Consider the following 21,465-nt stretch of genomic DNA (forward strand, 5'->3'; position numbering starts at 1 on the left):
ACTTTAGATAATAGGGGGGTTAGGATGGCTAAGGTTAATCAGAATAATATTCGAAATTTTTGTATTATTGCTCATATTGATCATGGTAAATCTACATTAGCTGATAGATTATTAGAAGCTACGGGAACTATCTCTCAAAGAGATATGGAAGAACAACTTTTAGATACAATGGATATAGAGAAAGAAAGGGGGATAACCATTAAGGCTCAGGCTGTAAGAATGTCCTACCAGGCCAAGGATGATAAGGAGTATATACTTAATTTAATTGATACTCCAGGTCATGTGGACTTTTCTTATGAGGTTTCAAGGAGCTTAGCTGCTTGTGAAGGGGCCTTATTGGTTATTGATGCTGCTCAAGGTGTAGAAGCTCAAACTCTAGCCAATATATACATTGCTTTAGAGAATGACTTGGAGATTATTCCTGTAATAAATAAAATAGATCTTCCAAGTGCTAATCCGGATAAGGTTAAGGAGGAGCTTATTGATATTGGACTTGATCCTGATGATGCAGTCTTGACTAGTGCTAAAGAAGGAATTGGTATTGATGAACTTTTAGAGGTTATAGTTAATCGGGTGCCAAAGCCTACTGGAGATAAGGACAAGCCTTTAAAGGCTTTAATTTTTGATTCTCTATATGATCCATATAGAGGAATAATATCTTACTATAGAGTTATTGATGGTCTTATTAAGCCTGGGATGGAGATTAAGATGATGGCTACCAATAAGGTCTTTGAGGTCGATGAAGTAGGAACCTTTAGTCCTAAGATGAATAAGACTAATAGTCTATCTGCTGGGGAGGTAGGTTATCTTGCAGCAAGTATTAAGGAGGTAAAGAATGCTCAGGTGGGTGATACAATCACAGATGCTAAGAACCCAACTGAAGAAGCTTTGCCAGGTTATCAACCTGCTAAACCTATGGTGTTTTGTGGTCTTTATCCTGTAGATGGAAAGGATTATGATAACCTAAGAGATGCTTTAGATAAATTGAAGTTAAATGATGCTTCTTTAACCTTTGAACCAGAGACATCAGAGGCTTTAGGTTTTGGTTATAGATGTGGATTCTTGGGTCTTTTACATATGGAGATCATCCAAGAGCGTTTAGAGCGTGAGTATAAGTTGGACTTAATTACTACTGCTCCAAGTGTTATCTTTAAAATTTATAAAGAGGATGGAGAGGTTTTAGAGATAGAGAATCCAGCCAATATGCCTGAAAGACAAGAAATTGAGAAGATAGAAGAGCCTTATGTGGAGGCTAAGATTCTCCTTCCAGAAGAACATGTTGGTTCAGCTATGGAGTTGGCCCAGAACAAGAGGGGGCAATTTAAGAATATGGAGTATCTAGATCAGATCAGGGTGAGGCTGACCTATGAGATTCCATTAAGTGAGATTGTTTTAGATTTCTTTGATAAATTAAAGTCTAGAACTAGAGGATATGCTACCTTTGATTATGAATTTGCCGGATATATGGAGTCTGATCTAATCAAATTAAATATCCTTGTAAATAAAGAAGCTGTAGATGCATTATCTTGTATTGTTCATAGAGATTTTGCTTATGAGATAGGTAAGGAATTAACTAAAAAGCTAAAAGAATTTATACCTGAGCAGATGTTTAAAGTTCCTATACAGGCCGCTATTGGAAATAAGATAGTTGCTCGACAGACTATTAGAGCTAAGCGTAAGGATGTATTACAGAAGTGTTATGGTGGAGATATCTCTAGAAAGAAGAAGCTGCTTAAGAAACAAAAAGAAGGAAAGAAGCGGATGAAACAGGTTGGTAGTGTAGAGATACCTCAAGAAGCCTTCATGGCAGTTTTAAAGATAGATGATAATTAATTTAGACCACGGGCTTTGGCCCGTGGATTTGCTTATTTAGGAACTAGTAATAAAGCTATGCTTTATTACTAGTGGCGCGAAAGTGCAACTGTATTACGAAAAAGGAGGTGCTTTATGGATAGATTTGGGCTTTACATACATGTCCCATTCTGTCTTCGGAAATGTTATTATTGTGATTTTAATTCTGTTAGTTTTAACGAAAAACTTTCAAAATCCTTCTTGAATGCATTGAATAAAGAGATAGATCTGTTGGCTCAAAAATATAATCCTTCGATTAGAACAATCTTCATTGGAGGGGGTACTCCTACAATATTAGGGGCGAAAGAGTTACGATTAATCTTGGATAAGTGTTATAATAGTTTTAAGATAGAGAAAGATATAGAGATAACAATTGAAACAAACCCTGGTACACTTGATGAGAAGAAGTTATCCTCTTTAAAGGAGGGAGGAGTTGACAGATTAAGTTTTGGAGTTCAAGCTTTTGATGATGATATCTTAAAGCGTATCGGTAGAATACATACTGTTGAGCAAGCTGTTAAGAACTATTATTTGGCCCGTAAGATTGGTTTTGATAATATAAGCTTAGATTTGATTTTTAATCTTCCAGGACAAACTTTAAAGGACTGGGAAGGAACATTAAAGGAAGCGATGAATTTAGATCCAGAACATTTATCTACTTATAATCTTAAAATTGAAGAGGAGACTAAGTTTTATTCATTGATCGAAAAAGGCGAATTAACTTATCCGGATGAAGACTTAGATTTAGAGATGTATAATCTCTCATTAGATATTTTGAAATCATTTGGTTATGAAGATTATGAGATATCTAATTTTGCTAAAAGAGGATATAGATCAAAGCATAATCAGATTTACTGGAAGAATGAGGGGTACTTAGGTGTTGGCCCTGGGGCTCATTTTTATGATGGATCAGGAAGAGGTTCTAATCTTAGAGATGTCAAAGAATATTCTAATAGTCTATTAAATGATAAATTACCTATTGAAAATTATAATAAGCTAAGTAAGGAAGATGAGATTGAAGAAGAGATGATATTAGGACTTAGGTTGAAAGAAGGGGTATCAATAAGTGATTTCAATAATAAATATAAAAGATCAATTTTTGATATTTACGGGCCAACTATTAAAATTCTAAAAACTAAAGGGTTGCTAGAAGTTAATGAAAGAAGAGTCTTTTTAACTCCAAAGGGAAGATTATTAGCAAATCGGGTTTTGGCAGACTTTATATTGACATAAAATATATACTTAAAGAAGTATGGTTAGAAAATCTCTCTTTTCTAAAACACTACTTCATATTCTCGGCAGTAATCTAGAGGAATTAAGAATATTAACGAGCATAAAGGAGATAAATACTATTAATTATTTTTTATTATATTTGACAAATAATAGTTAAGATGATATTTTAGATATAGCATATTATTAGCACTCAACAGAAACGAGTGCTAATTGCTAGAAAGGCGGTGGTTCTGTTGGAGATGACAGATAGAAAGAAGAAAATTTTAAAGGCCATCGTGAATGAATATGTTATGAGTGCTGAACCTGTCGGTTCACGCACATTAGCAAGGAGGTATGATTTTGGGGTTAGTCCTGCTACTTTGAGAAATGATATGGCCGACTTAGAGGAAGCTAACTATCTAGAACAACCCCATAGATCTGCTGGTAGAATTCCAACTGACAAAGGTTATAGGTTTTATGTAGATGCTTTAATGGATTTGAAGAAGTTATCAAATAATCAAGCCAAAGTCATAGAAGACGATTACTCAGTTAAGAATAGGGAATTACAAGATTTGATTGAAGAGACTTCACAACTACTTTCTGATTTAACAAATTACACTTCTATGGTTTTAAGTCCGCAGATAAGGGAGAGTATATTTCAACATCTTCAGTTAGTCCCTATATCTAGCAAGAAAGTATTAATTGTCTTAGTTACTGATACAGGGTTGGTAAAGAATAGGATCATAGATGTAATTAAGCCTATAGACTCTGATCAACTTGCTAATATATCTAGATTTTTAAATGAGAGGTTATATGGTCTTCCCCTGCAGAATATTAGTGATCAATTATTATTAAAGCTTACAAAGGAGTTTATTAATAAGAATACCTTAGAAATTAAGGATTTAAGTTTTATAAATAATGAAATCTTTACGAATAATAATTCCAAAAGAGGTAAAATATACTTTGGGGGAACAGCTTATATACTTGATCAACCTGAGTTTAATGATATCAATAAGGTTAAGACTGTATTGAATGTCTTAGAGCATGATAATTTAATCTATGATATCTTTAATAAGACTGGAGACAAAAGCAATCATAACTCTCAAAGTGGCGTTGAGGTTATAATAGGTAGTGAAAATTACTTTGAAGAGATCAAAGATTGTAGTTTTGTAATTGCTACCTATAATATAAAAGGTCGTCCTATTGGTAAGATTGGAGTTTTAGGGCCAACAAGGATGGAATATGCTAAGGTTGTTGAATCAGTTAGGTTCATTTCAGAGATTTTAAGTAATCTCTTGACAAACAAATAAATTGATAAGAGTGGGTGAGTTTAATGGTTGAAAGGGAGAATGGGGTCAAAGAAGAGGCTAATGAAGATTTAGAAGAAAACTTAGATTCTGTAGAAGATGTAGATTCTTTAGAGTCAGAAGAGCTATCTTTTGATTCTGAAGAAGTATCTATAACAGATGAACAGTTTTCACAATTAGAAGAAGAGTTGGCCAAGGAAAAAGAAGAAAAGGAGAGGTACATCGACCGCTTACAAAGGTTGCAGGCTGAATTTTCTAATTATAGAAAGAGAGTAGTCAAAGAGAAAGAACAATTGACTAGTCGAGCTACTAAAGATTTCATCTTAGAGCTTCTACCGATAATAGATAATTTTGAAAGAGCATTATCAAATTCTCAAAATGCTGATAAAGGATTTTTGGAAGGGGTTGAGATGATTCATCGTCAAATTCTAACTCTTTTAAAGAAGAGTGGGGTTGAAGAGATTCAAACAGTAGGTGAAGAGTTTGACCCTAACTATCACAATGCAGTAATGAAAGAAGAGAGTAAAGAGTATGAGTCTGGTATAATTATAGAAGAGTTACAGAAGGGTTATGCCTTCGATGATGTAGTAATTAGACCAGCTATGGTTAAGGTTGCAGAGTAGTACTTAAAAAAATAAATTCAAATTGAAAGAAAATTAATAAGGAGGATGAATATAAATGGGTAAGATAATTGGTATTGATTTAGGAACAACAAATTCTTGTGTTGCAGTTATAGAGGGTGGTGAACCAGGTGTTATTCCAAATAAGCAAGGTGGAAGAACTACACCTTCAGTTGTAGGTTATTCGAAAAAGGGAGAGAGATTGGTAGGAGAGGCAGCTAAGCGTCAAGCTATTACTAATCCAAATCAAACAGTACAATCCATTAAAAGACATATGGGTGAAGATCACAAGGTGAATTTAGATGGGAAGGACAGAACTCCTCAAGAAGTATCTGCTATGATCCTACAAGAATTAAAAGGGTATGCAGAGGATTACTTAGGACAAAAAGTTGATGGAGCTGTTATTACAGTACCTGCTTACTTTAGTGATGCTCAACGTCAAGCAACTAAGGATGCTGGAAAGATTGCAGGTCTAGATGTTAAGAGGATTATCAATGAGCCAACAGCTGCAGCTTTAGCTTATGGATTGACTGATAATAGCGAGCAGACTATACTTGTATATGATCTTGGTGGAGGAACCTTTGATGTTTCAATCTTAGAGCTTGGTGATGGTGTATTTGAAGTAGTTGCAACAAGTGGTGATAATCAATTAGGTGGAGATGACTTTGATGAAAAGATTATCGACTATTTAGCAACAGAGTTTGAAAAGGAGAATGGAATTGACTTAAGAAAAGATAAAATGTCCTTACAAAGATTAAAAGATGCTGCTGAAAAAGCTAAGATTGAGCTTTCTGGTGTAGCTACTACTAATGTTAACCTTCCATTTATAACTCAAACTGCTGAAGGGCCAAAGCACTTAGATGTAGATATCACTAGGTCTCAATTTGAAAAAATGAGTTCAGATTTAGTAGATAAAACATTAAAGGCAGTTCGTCAAGCCTTATCTGATGCGGGATTATCTAAAGGTGAAATCGATCAAGTATTATTAGTTGGAGGATCAACTAGAATCCCAGCAGTACAAGAAGCTATTAATAAGGAACTTGGTAAGGCGCCTAACAAAGGAATCAACCCTGATGAATGTGTAGCAATGGGAGCAGCAGTTCAAGGTGGTGTCTTAAATGATGAAGTTGATGATATTGTACTATTAGATGTTACTCCATTATCTTTAGGTATTGAGACTATGGGTGGAGTATTTACTAAGCTTATCGATAGAAATACTACTATTCCAACTGAGAAGAGTAAGGTATTCTCTACTGCTGCTGATAATCAACCTGCTGTTGATATCCATGTATTACAAGGTGAAAGACAGATGGCAAAGGATAATAAGACTTTAGGTCGTTTTCAATTAACTGATATTCCGCCTGCTCCAAGAGGAGTACCTCAAATTGAAGTAACCTTCAAGATAGATACAGATGGTATAGTTCATGTATCTGCTAAGGATAAGGGTACTGGTAATGAGCAACAAATTACTATTAAATCTGATACAGGGTTATCTGATGATGAGATTGAAAGAATGGTTAATGATGCAGAAGCTCATGCTGAAGAAGATAAGAAGAAGAAGGAAGCAGTTGAGACTGTTACTGGAGCAGATAGTTTAGTTCATCAAGTTGAAAAGACCTTAGAAGAGGCAGGAGAAGAGATGGATGCTTCTTTAGTAAGTGATATTGAAAGTGCTAAAGACGATCTAAAGAGTGCATTAGAAGATGTAGATGTACACAATATTGATCCAGAGAATGTTAATGTTGAAGATATTAAAGCTAAGCAAGAAGCTTTAAGTAATAAATTACATGAATTTACTACTCAAATGTATCAACAAGCTCAACAAGCCCAACAAGGTCAAGCAGGACCAGAGGCTGGAGCAAATACAGAAGAAGATGATGACGTTGTAGATGTAGACTTTGAGGATGTTGAATAGTAGAGTAAATTCTGTTAAAATGTTAAAGGAATTTAGTAGAGTCAAAATCACTTAGGTGGTTTTGACTCTGTTTTTAATGTCGATAATTTAATCTTTAAGAAAGGCAGTGATGAGTCAATGGCGAAAAGGGACTATTATGATATATTAGGGGTTAGTAAAGGAGCAAACAATAAGGAGATTAAGCGGGCTTATAGAAAACTATCAAGAAAGTATCATCCTGATGTAAGCAAAGAAGAGAATGCAGAAGAGAAGTTTAAAGAGATTGCAGAGGCTTATGAAGTACTAAGTGATGAACAGAAGAGAGCAAGGTATGATCAATTTGGTCATGCAGGTGTTGGTGATGATGCTGGCTTTGGTGGAGGCGGCTTTAATGGAGGAGGTTTTGGTGGTTTTGATGATATCTTTGATATGTTCTTTGGCGGAGGAGGAAGGCGTCAAAAGAATGGACCGCGAAAGGGTGCTGACTTAAGGTATAATATGACCATCGACTTTGAAGAAGCAGCCTTTGGTGCAGAAAAGGAGATTACTATACCTAGAACCGAAAGCTGTAGTGAATGTGGTGGTAGTGGAGCAAAATCCGATTCAGATGTAGAGTCATGTGCTAAATGTAATGGTACAGGAGAAGTAAACTTTAGACAGAATACGCCCTTTGGTCAGGTTGTACAAAGCAGGACCTGTGATAGATGTAATGGAAATGGTAAATTTGTAAAGAATCCATGTTCAGAATGTAATGGAAAAGGGGAAGTAAGAAAGAGGAGAAAGGTATCTGTTAATATACCGGCAGGTGTAGATAGTGGGTCAAGATTAAGGGTAAGTGGAGAAGGAGAAGGTGGAAAGAATGGTGGGCCAGCAGGAGATTTATATATTGTATTGAATGTAAGGTCCCACAAGATTTTTGAAAGAAGAAGAAATGATATTCTTTGTGAAGTCCCTATTAGTTTTATTCAAGCTACTTTGGGGGATGAGATTCAAGTACCCACTTTAGATGGTAAGGTTAAATTTACAATTCCTGAAGGAACTCAACCAGGCACATCCTTTAGATTAAAAGGTAAAGGGATTCCTTATCTAAATAGAAGTGGTAGAGGAGATCAACATATTAAAGTTAAGGTGGTTATTCCAAAGAAGTTAAACCAGAAGCAAAAGAATATACTAAAGAATTTTGCTGATATTAGTGGTGAAGAGATTAATCCAGAGCATAAAGGGTTTCTTCAGAAGATTAAAGATGTCTTTGGTATGTAAAGGAGGGAAATTACTTGGACTTAAAGGAAGTAATAGTCCTTACTGACCATCAATCTTTTTCTGCAATTGAAAATATTCTAGAAGAGCTTGGTGCTTTAGGTATAACCAAAGAAGAATTTAAGGAAAAACCTAAAGAGGTTAGACTAAAGGCCTATTTTGATGAAGAGGATTTTAGTAAGGTGAAATTAGATGAGATTAAGGATAGGATATTTAGCTTAGAGGAGTATGGTTTTGAACTTAGTGATGTAGAGATATCTGTAGATAGTTTGCAAGAAGAGGATTGGGCCAACAAATGGAAAGATAATTTTAAGCCTATTAAGATAAGTGAGAAGATTATAATTAAGCCAACTTGGGAAGATTATAAATGTAGCAAGGATGATATTATAATCGAACTTGATCCTGGACGTGCCTTTGGAACTGGTGATCATGGGACTACTAGTGTCTGTTTGAGGATGATAGAGAAGTATCTAAAGCCAGGAGTTAACTTTTTAGATATAGGAACAGGCACAGGTATACTATCTATTGCAGCAGCCAAATTAGGGGTTGGTGATATTTTGGCCCTTGATATTGATCCTGTAGCAGTTAAAGTTGCAAGGGAGAATGGGAGGTTAAATAGGGTAGAGGATAGAATAGAGTTTAAGATCGGTAATCTAATTGAGGTAGTTAATAAAAAGTATGATTTTTGTGTTGCTAATATTTTGCCTCATATTATCCTAAATTTAATTCCTGACCTACCTAAAGTGATAAAAGAAGGGGGACACTTCCTTCTGTCTGGTATTATCGAAGAGAAGGTAGAGGAGATTGAAGTAGAGTTAGAAAAGTATAATTTAGAGTTGTTAGAAAGATGTCAAGAAGGTGAATGGATAACATTAGTTGGAATTAGGAGAGGATAGGATGAATCATTTTTTTGTCAAACCTCAAAATATAGATGAAGGTGTTAGGGTATTAATAGAGGGTGATGATGTAAGCCACATCACCCTCTCTTTACGCTTAAAAGAGGGAGACCAAATTACAGTAGCTGATGGGGAAGGAAATAAGTATTTAGTTGAATTGACCTTTTTAGATGAAAAAGAGGTAAGAGGGGATATTATAAAAGAATTTGACCGTCGTATTGAACCTGAGGTTAAAGTAGCCCTTATTCAGGGCTTACCAAAGAGCAAGAAGATGGATATAATAGCACAAAAATGTACTGAATTAGGGATAAAAGATATTATCCCTTTTGATAGTGAGAGGACTATAGTTAGGTTGAATAAGAAGAAAGTTCTTAAACGACAAAAAAGATGGCAGAAGATTTGTAAGGAAGCAGCCAAACAGTCGGGGAGAGCTCGAATACCTAAAATTCATAAAATAGCCGATATAGATCAAATTCTAGAAAGGGCCAAAGACTATGATCTAGTCTTAGTTCCTTGGGAAGATGAAGAGGTCAAGGGGCTAAAGGAAACCTTAGTAGAGAATAAAGAAGTTAAAAAGATTATGATAGTTGTTGGCCCAGAAGGAGGGCTTTCTTCTAAAGAGGTAGAAGCCTTTAAAGAGATAGGAGGAAGGTCAGTAACTTTAGGGCCAAGAATATTAAGAACCGAGACTGCTGGTCTTGCAACCTTATCTATGGTATTATATGAATTAGGAGAGTTAGGGTAGGGCAGCAAAAGGGCGACGCAAGAAGTATAAAGTTAAAAAAAGAAAGAGTAACTCCGCCCACGAAGAGTTTTTAGGTTGTTAAAAACTCGTAGAGCAGCATCGAGTTAAAAAAAGAAATGGTAGCTCTGCCCACGAAGGGTTTTTGTCTTTTAAAACCCTGAGGGATAGAGGATAGTCTGTGGCTTTGCCACAGACTATAGACACACGGAGGTGAAGTTGTGAAACGGGTTGCTTTTTATACACTAGGATGTAAGGTAAATCAATATGATACAGAAGCAATGATGAAGGAATTTGAAGAGGCAGGTTATAAGATTTTAGATTTTGAAGAAGAATCAGATATATATATAATTAATACTTGTACAGTAACAGGTCAAGGAGCAAGTAAATCACGAAAGATAACTAGAAGGGCCAAAAGGCGTAATCCAGAAGCCTTAGTTGGTGTAGTTGGATGCTATCCTCAAGTAGATGCCCAAGAAGTCTTGGATATGGAAGAGGTAGATTTTGCTTTAGGTACTAAAGGAAGAAAAAAGATTGTTGAATATGCTCAACAGGCTATGTCAGCAAAAGATCAACTCAACTTTGTCCAAGAGATGGGGGAAGAAGATATCTTTGAAGAGGTATCTATTGAAGAGTCTAAGGATAGAACTAGAGCTACAGTTAAGATACAAGAGGGATGTGAGCAATTTTGTTCTTACTGTATAATTCCCTATGCAAGAGGAAACTTAAGAAGTAGGGGAGTAGAAGATGTAAGAGCAGAAGTTGCTAGGTTGGCCCAAGGTGGTTTTAAGGAGATAGTCTTAACAGGTATACACTTAGGTCAGTATGGTGCAGATAAAAAAGATTTGGATTTAGCTAAGCTTCTTAAGGTGATATTACCTATAGAGGGAATAGAGAGGATTAGACTAAGCTCTATTGAGGGAACAGAAGTTAATGATGATTTAATAGATTTAATTTCCCAATCTGATAAATTATGTCGCCATCTCCATTTGCCATTACAGAGTGGTTCTGATAAGATATTAAAAGCTATGAATCGGCCCTATAACATAAAAGAGTTCAAGGATATGGTCTATAAGATTAGAGATAAGGTTCCTGATATTGCAATAACTACAGATGTTATTGTGGGGTTTCCTGGTGAAAGTGATAAGGATTTTGAAGATACATACAAGGTTCTTGAAGAGTTAAAATTTAGTGATGGACATATATTTAAATACTCCAAGAGAAAAGGGACACCAGCAGCTTCTTATTCTAATCAAGTTCATTCTGAGGTTAAAAAGGATAGAAGTAGGAGATTAAGGAGTTTAGTTGATTCTCTTGCCAAGGATTATAAGGAAAGCTTTATTGGTAAAGAGGTAGAGGTTCTTTTGGAGTTAGAAAGAGATAGGAAATCTAATCTATTAACAGGACTAACCGATAATTATTTAAGGGTATTTGTAGATGGGGAAGATGAATTAAAAGGGGAATTAGTTAAAGTGAAATTGCTGGAAAAAGAAGGAGATTTAATTGGGGAGTTAGAATAGGTTAGTAATATGGAAAAAGAAAAGGAGGGGCTAGCGATGGAAGATTGTATCTTCTGCAAGATAGTTGCTAAAGAGATAGAAAGTGATATTGTCTATGAAGATGATAGAGTAGTTGCTTTTAAAGATATTGAGCCTCAAGCTCCAATTCATTACTTAATAATACCTAAAAAACATATACCAACTTTAGTTGATCTTCAAGAGGAGGATAATAACTTAGTAGGTCATATCTATCAAGTGGCCAATAAGATTGCTAAAGATGAAGGTATTGCTAAGGATGGATTTAGAGTAGTTTCTAATTGTAATAAAGCAGGTGGGCAGACTGTTTATCATATTCACTATCATCTTTTAGGAGGGAGAAACCTACAATGGCCTCCAGGATAAAGTAAATATTGATTCGATTAGATGATGGATATAACTAAATTTAACTAGGGGGAATTAGAATGTCATTACAAGAAAGATTATTAGAAGATATGAAGACTGCTATGAAGGCAAAGGAAAAAGAAAAGTTATCTGTAATTAGAATGGCAAGAGCAGCTATTAAAGATAAAGAGATAAATGAACGCAAAGATTTAACTGACCAAGAGGTAATTGAAGTAATTGCTAAGTTGGTTAAACAGAGTAGGGATTCTATTGTAGAATATGAGAAAGCTGGTCAAGAAGAAAAGGTTGAAGATTTACATAGAGAGATTGAGGTATTGAGTGAATATCTTCCCGAACAATTAAGTGAGGAAGAGTTGATTGCAATTGTAGAAGAGACTATTGAGCAAGTTGGTGCTGAATCTATGGGTGATATGGGCCAAGTAATGGGGAGTATTATGCCTAAGGTAAAAGGAAAAGCAGATGGTAATGTAATAAATAAATTGGTAAAAGAGAGATTGCAATAACCAAAAACAGCCCGGAAGGGCTGTTTTTTATTTTGTGTTATTAAGTTTTGTAGTAATAAAGTGTCACTTTCTATTTTGCCAAGGTATTAATAAAAGAGATGATACATATATATATGATAAATTAAGGGGGAATTAAATTGGGCAAAATGGAAGGGTTTAAAGGAAAAGTCTCTCAATTTTTTGATCTTCCTGAAGATGTAGTTTTGAATTTGCCAAAGATATCAATGGTGGGTAACTTAAATCTTATAGTTGAAAACCATCGTGGAATTATAAAATATACCCCTGAACTTGTTAAGATAAGGGTTTATAGTGGTCAAGTTATAATTGAAGGTGAAGGATTGATCATTGAGAGTATGGAAGAGGAAGTGATTTCTATTAAGGGTGAGGTAATAGAAGTAGGCTTTAATTTCTTTTAAGGGGGACAAGATGTTAAAAAAGATATATAATTCATTTGAAGGATACCTTCGTTTAAAGGTGGAAGGAGATAACTTAGAGAAATTTATTAATTTAGTAATGAGAGATGGGATTAAACTATGGAATGTTTTTCGTATATCAGATACTTTCTATGTGAATATTAAATTAAAGGATTTTAAAAGAATAAAAGTTTATGCAAAAAGTACTGGAGTAAAGGTTAGAATAAAAGAGAGGAAGGGAGTACCTTTTTTTAGAAAAAAGTTGATCGGTAGAAGGTTTCTTCTCGTTGGAATAATCCTAATGATCGTCTTTCTTCACATCTTATCATCTTTTATTTTTTTCATTGAAGTTAAGGGTAATGAAGATGTTTCAAAAGAAGAGATAATTGAATTATTAAATAAAGCTGAAATCAGACCGATGGTATTAAAGTCAAGCATTCCAATAGAAGAGTTAGAAAAAGCAATCATACATAACATCCCTCAATTAGCTTGGGTAGATCTAAGTTATAAAGGGACTAAATTGATAGTTAAGGTTGCCGAGAAGGAGATAATAGAAATAGAGAGTGGGCCAAGTGATATTGTAGCTAATAAGGCAGGAATAATATCTGAGTTAATAGTATTAAAAGGGACCCCGATGGTAAGTGAAGGGATGACTGTAAATGAAGGGGATGTATTGATTAGTAGAGAAGTAACTCTTAAGAGTGATAAAGAAGAGGTAGAGGAAGTAAATAAAGAGGAAGTAGATGATTATAGTGGTCTAGTTACTAAAGAAGTTAAAGCTGAAGGTATAGCTAGAGCTAGGTTATGGTACAAAGGTTATGGAGAGGCTAAACTTAGAGAGGAATATAGACAGTTAACAGGAAATTATAAGAGTAGTATCAGTATTAAATTTAGAGACAAAGAGTTTCATCTAAAAGGGCCAAAAGAGGTTCCTTATGGCGATTTTAAGGTTAAAAAGCAGGTAAAAACTTTTGGGGAAGGAAGGAATATTACTTTACCTCTAGAAGTAATTAGAAGAAGATACATTCAGGTTAAAACTCTAGAAGAAGAAAGAGATTTAGATATTGCTAAGACTATAGCAAAAGAAGAAGCTGTAGAAAGTATCTTGCAAGGATTATCAAAAGAGGCTATAATATTGAATAGCAAATTAGAATTAATAGAAAATAAAGATGAAGGTTTAATTAGAGTAAAAGCTCTTTTAGAAGTAGAAGAAGATATAAGTATTAGGAGGGAATAATTAATTTTGGATAAGATTAAAGATGAGATAAAGTTAAGAAATAATAACATAGCTAGAATTATATTCGGAAAAAATGATGAAAATTTAAAGGTTATAGAAGAGTCTTTTTCAGTAAACATTATTGCTAGAGGCAATAATGTTAAAGCAATAGGTGATAAGCAAGAGGTTTCTAAGGTGATTGAGCTCTTTAAAGAGTTGGATTCTATATCTTCAGGTCAAGATACTTTAACTACTAAAGAGGTTGAGTATGCAATAGAGATGGCTAAAGCAGAGAATATTTCTTTAAAGGATATATATAATGATGTTATACAGGTTACTAATTTAGGAAAGAAGATCACCCCAAAGACTTTGGGCCAAAAGGTCTATATAGATGCCTTAAGAGAGAATGATATTGTTTTTGGCATTGGACCTGCTGGGACAGGAAAAACATACTTGGCTGTAGTAATGGCAGTTAATTATTTGATGTCTAATAAGGTTAAGAGGATAATCTTGACTAGACCTGCAATAGAAGCAGGAGAAAAGTTAGGTTTTTTGCCAGGGGACTTACAAGAGAAGGTAGACCCATATCTTAGGCCTTTATATGATGCTTTATATGATGTTTTGGGAACAGAGAAGGTGGATCAATTGTTAGAGAGAAAGATTATTGAGATTGCTCCTTTGGCTTATATGAGGGGGAGGACTTTAAAAAATTCAGCAGTTATCCTAGATGAGGCTCAAAATACTACTAGAGAGCAGATGAAGATGTTTCTAACCCGTATAGGGCCTAATTCTACAGCAGTTATTAACGGGGATATTACTCAGACTGACCTTCCTAATAGAGGAAGGTCGGGGTTGGCCCAAGCCCAAGAGATATTAAAGGGGATAGAAGGAATTAGTTTTGTTTATCTAAGCAATCGTGATGTTGTAAGACATAGATTGGTTAGAGAGATCATAAAGGCTTATGAAGCAATCAACTGATAATTTTAGGAGTGAAAAGGATGCCTTTTTTTAAAAGTTTATTAGACAAATTTAATTTTAATGATTTAGAATTTTATAAGATAAAGAAATCCCAAAGATATCTTTGGGTAATAACAGTTTTTATTATTTTAGCAGGGATAATTACCCTTGATTTTCTTCCTAATCAAGTTGATTTGACTGTAGGACAAGTTAGTAAAACAGACATTGTAGCCCCACGAACTGTTACCTATACAGATCAAAAGAGAACAGAAGAGTTAAAGGCTGAGGCTGAAGATCAAGTATCTAAGGTCTATGAGGAAGACCGTGGGGTGTTAGAAGAGGTAAAAGTCTCTTTGAGAGATTTTTTTGATGGCATTGAAGGGGTAGTTGAAGCAGAGAACTTATTTAGTGAGGAGGTTGCTAAGCTAGAGGAGTTAGCTAGAGGATATGAGGTTGACATTGATAATGAACAGATAGAATACCTTCTCAATCTTTCTTCTAGCAAGAGAGATGAATTGCTCGATGATACTCAAATTATTTTAATAAAGTACTTAAATCGAGGGGTAAGAAGTGATGCTATAGATGAGGTTAAGGAACAATTTGAGCAAGAGGTTATCAATTTAAATAAAGGTCATCGCTATAGAGATATGGTCAGCAGTTTAAGTAAAGAGTTTATTGAACCAAATCTAATATTTAATTTTGAAGAAACAGAGAGGCGTAAGGAGTTAGCTCGACAAGAGGTTGAATCTGTAAAGAGGACCATTCATAAAGACGAAGTAGTAATTAGGCATGGTCGAGTTATAACTGAGGAGGATGTTAGAATTTTAGAAGCTCTTGGGTTGAGACATCCAACGGTAAATTATTTTAATATATTAGGGCATGTTTTAATCGTTTTAATGTTCATCTTATTAACAACAGTCTATATTTACCGATACCAGAAAGACATATTAGATGAAGAGGGGATTTTAGCTTTGCTGGGGTTATTACCGATTGTGATTCTTTTATTGGCTAAAATCGCTAACTATATTCCTATAACTTATAATTCTTTTATCGTCCCAGTAGCTGCGGTATCAATCATTATTACAATTTTGATAAATACTAACTTAGCAGTTGTCTATACAATATTTCTATCTTTCCTAGTAGCTTTAGCAACAGGAGATGGTGTTATTAGTATAGCTGTTCTAATTGTAAGTGGTTTGACGGGAATTTATAGTGTCTCTAAATTAACTCAGAGATCAGATTTGGTTAAGGCTGGATTTATTGTTGGTGGTGTTTCATCTTTAACAATATTTATTTTTATGTTAACAGAACCATATTTACAAATTATAGAATTTGTAAGGGTAGTACCTATGGGTATAGTTAATGGAATAATAGTAGCTGTAGTAACTAATGGTCTATTACCTTATGTGGAGAACTTATTTGGGATAACATCTCCTGTAAAGCTATTGGAATTATCTAATCCAAACCATCCTCTACTTAAGAGATTGTTGGTTGAAGCTCCAGGAACCTATCACCATAGTATTATAGTCGGAAATTTAGCAGAAACAGCTGCTGATCAAGTTGGAGCTGACTCTTTGTTAGCAAGAGTAGCAGCCTATTATCATGATGTCGGAAAGATTAAACGATCTTATTTCTTTACTGAAAATCAGATTGGATATGAGAATCCTCATGATAAGTTATCACCGAATTTAAGTACTTTAATTATTACATCTCATATTAAAGATGGAGTTGAGCTTGCTAAAGAGTATAAGCTTCCTCAAGTAATTGTAGATATTATTATTCAACATCATGGTACCAGTTTGGTATCTTTCTTCTATCAAGAAGCTCTCCATGATGAACAATATAAAAATGTAGAGGAAGATGATTTTAGGTATGACGGGCCAAAGCCTCAGACTAAAGAAGCAGCTTTGATTATGTTAGCTGATATGGTTGAAGCAGCTGTTAGATCTAATGCATCGGCACAAAGAAATCCTGGTAAGTTAGAGAAGTTTGTAAAAGATCTAATTAAGAGTAAACTTGACAGTGGAGAGTTAGATGAATCTGATTTAACCTTAAAAGATCTAAATAAGATAGGAAATGCCTTTGTTAATATATTAAAAGGAATCTTTCACAACAGAATTGAATATCCCGAAAATATTGCTCAACAATTCAAGGAAGGGAGTAAACTGAATGACAGTACTGGTAAATAATCTACAAGATAATTTAGAGGTTGATGAAGTATTGATAAAGACAATCGAAGATATTGTAGCCAAGGTCTTGGATATGGAAGAAGTAGGTGAGAAAGAAGTAAGTATTGCTTTGGTTGATGATGCTTATATACAGGGGTTAAATCATAGGTATCGAGGAAAGGATAGAGCAACTGATGTTTTATCTTTTCCCCAAGATGACAACTTTTTATTAGGAGATATAATAATCTCCTTAGAGACCGCTCAACGCCAAGCAGAAGAGTATAATCATTCTTTTTTTAGAGAGATTGGTTTTTTGACTGTTCATGGTATGCTTCATCTTCTTGGTTATGATCATTATGAAGAAGATGAGAGGAAAATTATGCGTAAGAAGGAGGAAGAGATTCTAGTCGAACTTAATTTGACTAGAGCTTAAATGGGATTTTTAAATGGTATAATAAATAGGTTAATAAGAAGTTTTAATTATGCAGTTAATGGTATTATAAGAGTTCTTAGCTCTGAAATGAATATGCGCTTTCATTTCATAATTGCGATTTTAGTTCTGTTTTTTGGAGTTTTTGTTGACTTAACTAAGGTTGAGTTATTGGTGTTATTTATAACTATAACCTTAGTTATATTTGCTGAAATGATAAATACAGCCCTAGAAGAGCTTGGAGATTTAATTACAAGAGAATATAATCAGAGTATAAAAGTTGTTAAGGATATAGCAGCAGGGGCAGTCTTGATTACATCTTTAAATGCTTTTGTTGTAGGTTATATAATCTTTTTTAAAGATTTAAAGCCTCTAACCCTAGATCTTCTCCATAGGATTCAGAGAGTACCTATTCATTTAACTTTTATAACTTTAGCTTTGATTGTTTTGGTTGTTGTATTTATAAAAGCCAAAACTGATAAGGGAACCCCTTTGCAAGGCGGTATGCCTAGTGGACATAGTGCAATTGCTTTTGGTATGATGATTATAATCTCTAATCTGGCCAATGATGCTTTGATTGCTACCTTGGTTTTATTTATGGCTTTGCTTGTTGCCCAAAGTAGGATTGAAGGTAATATTCATACTCCTTGGGAGGTTATCTGTGGTGCTTTAATTGGTCTATTGATAGGTATTCTTACCTTTGGGTTTATTCATTTGTAAGTAGAATTTGACAGGAGGGCATGGAGGTATGGAAGTTATTTTTATAATTGAATTATTAATACTATTAGTATTATTGGTTCTCTCTGGCTTTTTTTCAGGAGCTGAAACAGCTTTAATGTCGGTTGATAAGGTTGAAATCCGCCATTTGAAGCAAGAGGGGAATAAGAAAGCTGCTGTTGTGGATAGACTATTAAGCACCCCAGATAGGCTGTTAATAACAATTTTAGTAGGTAATAATTTGGTCAACATTGCTGCATCTTCGATTGCTACTGCTTTAGCCACAGAGGTCTTTGGAGCTAAAGGGGTTGGTATTGCAATTGGTATTGTGACCTTTTTTGTTTTGGTATTTGGAGAGATTACACCTAAATCTTTTGCTAAAAAGGAGGCTACTAAGATCTCTATGAAGATAGCAAAATATATTGAAGTTATTTACTATCTGTTGGCCCCTATAATTAAGCTTTTGGCAATTTTAACCAACTTATTTATGAAAGATAAGCATGATAATAAGCAAAGAAGAAAGCCTTTTGTTAGTGAAGAGGAGATTAGAAGGTTTTTAGCTGTTGGTGAAAGAGAGGGTGTTATTGAAACTGATGAAAAACAGATGATTAATAGTATCTTTGAATTTGATGATACTAATGTTAAAGAGATTATGGTTCCAAGAATACATATGGTTTGTGTAGAGATAAATGATCCGCTAGAGAAATTAATAGATACAGTTATTGATTTAGGTTTTTCTAGGATACCTGTTTATAATGAAACAGTAGATAATATAGTAGGGGTAGTTTATGCTAAAGATTTATTATTAATGTTAAAAAATGACAATTTCGAAAGTGATATTCAAAAAATAATGAGACCAGCATATTATATTCCTGAAAGTAAGAAGGTTGATAATCTTTTAACTGAGCTTAGAAAAGAGAAGATTCATATGGCTATTATCTTAGATGAATATGGGGGCACTGCAGGTTTAGTAACAATTGAAGATCTTTTAGAGGAGATTGTAGGGGATATTCAGGATGAATATGATGAGGAAGAGAATATGATTAAAGTTATTAGCACTGAAGAGATTCAAGTTGATGGGCGTGTTGATATTGATGAGATCAATGATATTTTAGAGATTGATCTTCCAGAGGAAGATTATGAGACGATTAGTGGATTCATTTTAAGTATGCTAGGTTATGTTCCTAAAACTGGAGAGAAGCTAAACTTTGAAAATTTAGAAATAAGTGTTGAAAAGGTTATTCAAAGAAGAATATCTAAAGTGAGGATTAAGAAGATGAAGCAAGAGAAGAAAGGGCAGGGTGAAGATTAGATGTTGAAGCAATTTAGAAACTATTTTCTTACAGGTTTAATAGTTCTACTGCCTCTAATAGTAACTTCATATGTTATTATAACATTATTTGTAGTGATTGATGGTACCTTCTCTCCTCTTTTAGAAGTTATTTTTGGTAGGGAAGTATATGGATTAGGCTCCATTTTGACCTTTATAATAATTTTAGGTGTAGGTGTAATAGCTAAGAATGTATTGGGGAAAAAGTTAATTAACTTTGGTGAGGGGTTACTTACTAGGATTCCCTTAGTTCGTAATATCTATTTTACTATAAGACAGATAATAAATGCTTTCTTTTCACAAGAAAAAACATCATTTCGTAGTGTTGTTTTAATTGAATATCCAAGAAAGGGGCTTTATCAAGTTGGTTTTTTGACTTGTGAAGGTATGGGAGAAGTGCAAGATAAGACCGACAATGATATACTTAATGTCTTTGTTCCAACAACACCTAACCCAACTTCTGGGATGCTGGTCTTGATTTCTAAAGAAGAAGTTATTTATTTGGATATGACTGTAGAAGAAGGTTTAAAATTAATAGTGTCAGGTGGGACTTTGGTGCCTGAAAGGTAGTGGGGTGATGGTTTGAATATTGAGATAAAAAGAGTTCTTGAAAATGATTTAGAACTTGTTGAAAAATTAGTCCAAATTGAGAAAGAAGCCTTTGGAGATGGTGGTTTAAATAATTGGGGACTTGTTCCAATGATTTATCATGGAAGAGTTTATACTATTCTTTCAAGAGGGTATCCTATAGGTATAGCAGAATATATGAGAGATATGGAGGAGCCTGATAAGGCCTATTTATATGGGTTAGCTATAAGAAGTGGGTTTAGGGGCCAAGGGTTATCCACTTGTTTATTAGATTATACACTAGATGATTTAAAAAAACTGGGGATAAAGAAGATAGAGTTAACGGTTTCTCCTGATAATAAGGGGGCAATCCATCTCTATGAAAAAAAGTTTTCTTTTAAAGAGGTTGAATATAGAAAGGACGAGTATGGTAAGAGAGAAGACCGTTTAATTATGGAGAAAAAGATATAGAAGATTATAATATTTAAGGTAACCAAGGAATAGATATAAAAATTATTTGCAACTAATTATAGGGGGAATATATATGGATTTAAGTGTAGGAGATGAATTCAAATCAGGATTTATAACAGTAGTTGGGCAACCGAATGTAGGGAAATCTACACTGATCAATAAATTGGTTGGTGAGAAAGTGGTTATTACCTCGCGTAAAGCTCAAACAACTAGAAATAAGATACAGTGTATATTAACTTTAGACCAGGCTCAGATGATATTTATAGATACACCAGGTATTCATAGACCAAAGGATAAGATGGGTAAGTATTTAAATGATGTTGCTTATACTTCATTAAAGGAGATAGATTTAGCTTTATTTGTTGTAAACGCCCAATATAAACCTAATAATTCTGATAAACAGATAGCTAATCAGTTAAATGCTTTGAAGACTCCTGTATTATTAGTTATTAATAAGGTTGATCAGATCTCTAAGCGTGATTTGTTAAAGCGGATACAAGAGTATGAACGTTTAGGTTCTTTTGAAGATACAGTCAGTATCTCTGCTAAAGAAGAGATTAATTTGGATGATTTAAAGGATACTATGGTAGAATATATGCCTAAAGGGCCAAAGTATTATCCTGATGATATGGTTACAGATCAGATCGAACAGTTTATCGTTGCCGAGATAGTTAGAGAGAAGATATTATCATTTACTCATGAAGAGGTTCCTCATTCTGTTGCTGTAGAGATTATGAGTTTTAAAGAGCGAGAAGATAAGGACTTAGTTGAAATTAGAGCTAATATATATGTGGAGCGAAAATCACAAAAGGGTATATTAATCGGTAAAGGCGGTAAAATGCTTAAAAAGATTGGGCAAACGGCTAGGAAAGATATAGAAGATTTATTAGGAACACAGATATTTTTGGATCTATGGGTTAAGGTTAAGGATGATTGGAGAGATAAACAAGATGCTTTAAAGATGTTAGGGTACAGAGGTTAGATTAGAGTTAGGGAAGCTGGAGGTGGAAGTA

Annotated in this window: 21 protein-coding genes; all 21 read left to right on the forward strand. The window is 34.3% G+C overall.

The genetic code is table 11. The annotated features are described in order from the left end of the window. Positions 1-24 precede the first annotated feature (24 nt). The 21 genes from lepA (at position 25) to era (ending at position 21,434) form a co-directional block, all read left to right on the forward strand. Positions 25-1,833, forward strand: coding sequence for a translation elongation factor 4 (gene lepA, locus HALSAC_RS0100715; RefSeq protein ID WP_027338642.1), 1,809 nt, complete (start codon positions 25-27; stop codon positions 1,831-1,833). 114 nt (positions 1,834-1,947) lie between these two features. After that, positions 1,948-3,084, forward strand: a complete 1,137-nt coding sequence (gene hemW, locus HALSAC_RS0100720) for a radical SAM family heme chaperone HemW (RefSeq protein WP_027338643.1) — start codon at positions 1,948-1,950, stop codon at positions 3,082-3,084. 239 nt (positions 3,085-3,323) lie between these two features. Further along, positions 3,324-4,373: a heat-inducible transcriptional repressor HrcA gene (gene hrcA / locus HALSAC_RS0100725; protein ID WP_035571099.1), complete on the forward strand. Its 1,050-nt coding sequence runs from the start codon at positions 3,324-3,326 to the stop codon at positions 4,371-4,373. A 23-nt stretch (positions 4,374-4,396) separates the two neighbouring features. After that, on the forward strand, positions 4,397-4,993 hold the full coding sequence (gene grpE, locus HALSAC_RS0100730) for a nucleotide exchange factor GrpE (RefSeq protein WP_027338645.1): 597 nt from the start codon (positions 4,397-4,399) through the stop codon (positions 4,991-4,993). Between the two features lie 55 nt (positions 4,994-5,048). After that, complete coding sequence (dnaK, locus tag HALSAC_RS0100735; protein ID WP_027338646.1) at positions 5,049-6,905, forward strand: molecular chaperone DnaK; 1,857 nt, start codon at positions 5,049-5,051, stop codon at positions 6,903-6,905. A 117-nt stretch (positions 6,906-7,022) separates the two neighbouring features. Further along, the gene (gene dnaJ, locus HALSAC_RS0100740) at positions 7,023-8,144 is read left to right on the forward strand and encodes a molecular chaperone DnaJ (protein WP_027338647.1); all 1,122 of its coding nucleotides are present in this window, start codon (positions 7,023-7,025) and stop codon (positions 8,142-8,144) included. A gap of 14 nt (positions 8,145-8,158) precedes the next feature. Next, a complete protein-coding gene (gene prmA, locus HALSAC_RS0100745; RefSeq protein WP_027338648.1) occupies positions 8,159-9,037 on the forward strand; it encodes a 50S ribosomal protein L11 methyltransferase in 879 nt (292 codons plus the stop codon). A gap of 1 nt (position 9,038) precedes the next feature. Beyond that, positions 9,039-9,782, forward strand: coding sequence for a 16S rRNA (uracil(1498)-N(3))-methyltransferase (locus HALSAC_RS0100750; protein WP_027338649.1), 744 nt, complete (start codon positions 9,039-9,041; stop codon positions 9,780-9,782). 218 nt (positions 9,783-10,000) lie between these two features. Then, positions 10,001-11,299 carry a tRNA (N(6)-L-threonylcarbamoyladenosine(37)-C(2))-methylthiotransferase MtaB gene (mtaB, locus tag HALSAC_RS0100755; protein ID WP_027338650.1) on the forward strand — a complete coding sequence of 433 codons (1,299 nt, stop codon included), beginning with the start codon at positions 10,001-10,003 and terminating at the stop codon, positions 11,297-11,299. Between the two features lie 36 nt (positions 11,300-11,335). Continuing rightward, entirely contained in the window at positions 11,336-11,680 is a 345-nt protein-coding gene (locus HALSAC_RS0100760) for a histidine triad nucleotide-binding protein (protein ID WP_027338651.1), read from the forward strand. Between the two features lie 59 nt (positions 11,681-11,739). Then, positions 11,740-12,183: a GatB/YqeY domain-containing protein gene (locus HALSAC_RS0100765; protein WP_027338652.1), complete on the forward strand. Its 444-nt coding sequence runs from the start codon at positions 11,740-11,742 to the stop codon at positions 12,181-12,183. 146 nt (positions 12,184-12,329) lie between these two features. Further along, positions 12,330-12,599, forward strand: a complete 270-nt coding sequence (gene yqfC / locus HALSAC_RS0100770) for a sporulation protein YqfC (protein WP_035571101.1) — start codon at positions 12,330-12,332, stop codon at positions 12,597-12,599. Positions 12,600-12,609: 10 nt separating this feature from the next. Then, entirely contained in the window at positions 12,610-13,833 is a 1,224-nt protein-coding gene (gene yqfD / locus HALSAC_RS0100775) for a sporulation protein YqfD (protein ID WP_027338654.1), read from the forward strand. Positions 13,834-13,839: 6 nt separating this feature from the next. Then, positions 13,840-14,790 (forward strand): PhoH family protein, encoded by a 951-nt coding sequence (locus HALSAC_RS0100780; RefSeq protein ID WP_051412025.1) that lies wholly within the window; start codon positions 13,840-13,842, stop codon positions 14,788-14,790. Positions 14,791-14,810: 20 nt separating this feature from the next. Further along, the gene (locus HALSAC_RS0100785; protein ID WP_027338656.1) at positions 14,811-16,958 is read left to right on the forward strand and encodes an HD family phosphohydrolase; all 2,148 of its coding nucleotides are present in this window, start codon (positions 14,811-14,813) and stop codon (positions 16,956-16,958) included. Beyond that, positions 16,939-17,370 carry an rRNA maturation RNase YbeY gene (gene ybeY, locus HALSAC_RS0100790; RefSeq protein WP_027338657.1) on the forward strand — a complete coding sequence of 144 codons (432 nt, stop codon included), beginning with the start codon at positions 16,939-16,941 and terminating at the stop codon, positions 17,368-17,370. Before HALSAC_RS0100785 ends, ybeY begins: the two co-directional genes overlap by 20 nt. Then, a complete protein-coding gene (locus tag HALSAC_RS0100795) occupies positions 17,371-18,087 on the forward strand; it encodes a diacylglycerol kinase (RefSeq protein WP_027338658.1) in 717 nt (238 codons plus the stop codon). It begins immediately after the preceding gene. A gap of 28 nt (positions 18,088-18,115) precedes the next feature. Further along, positions 18,116-19,396: a hemolysin family protein gene (locus tag HALSAC_RS0100800; RefSeq protein WP_027338659.1), complete on the forward strand. Its 1,281-nt coding sequence runs from the start codon at positions 18,116-18,118 to the stop codon at positions 19,394-19,396. Further along, positions 19,397-19,984 carry a DUF502 domain-containing protein gene (locus HALSAC_RS0100805; RefSeq protein WP_027338660.1) on the forward strand — a complete coding sequence of 196 codons (588 nt, stop codon included), beginning with the start codon at positions 19,397-19,399 and terminating at the stop codon, positions 19,982-19,984. Positions 19,985-19,996: 12 nt separating this feature from the next. After that, positions 19,997-20,452, forward strand: a complete 456-nt coding sequence (locus HALSAC_RS0100810) for a GNAT family N-acetyltransferase (protein WP_027338661.1) — start codon at positions 19,997-19,999, stop codon at positions 20,450-20,452. 73 nt (positions 20,453-20,525) lie between these two features. Further along, on the forward strand, positions 20,526-21,434 hold the full coding sequence (gene era / locus HALSAC_RS0100815) for a GTPase Era (RefSeq protein ID WP_027338662.1): 909 nt from the start codon (positions 20,526-20,528) through the stop codon (positions 21,432-21,434). Positions 21,435-21,465 lie beyond the last annotated feature (31 nt).

This window comes from Halonatronum saccharophilum DSM 13868 (assembly GCF_000517025.1).
Classification (GTDB): domain Bacteria; phylum Bacillota; class Halanaerobiia; order Halobacteroidales; family Halobacteroidaceae; genus Halonatronum; species Halonatronum saccharophilum.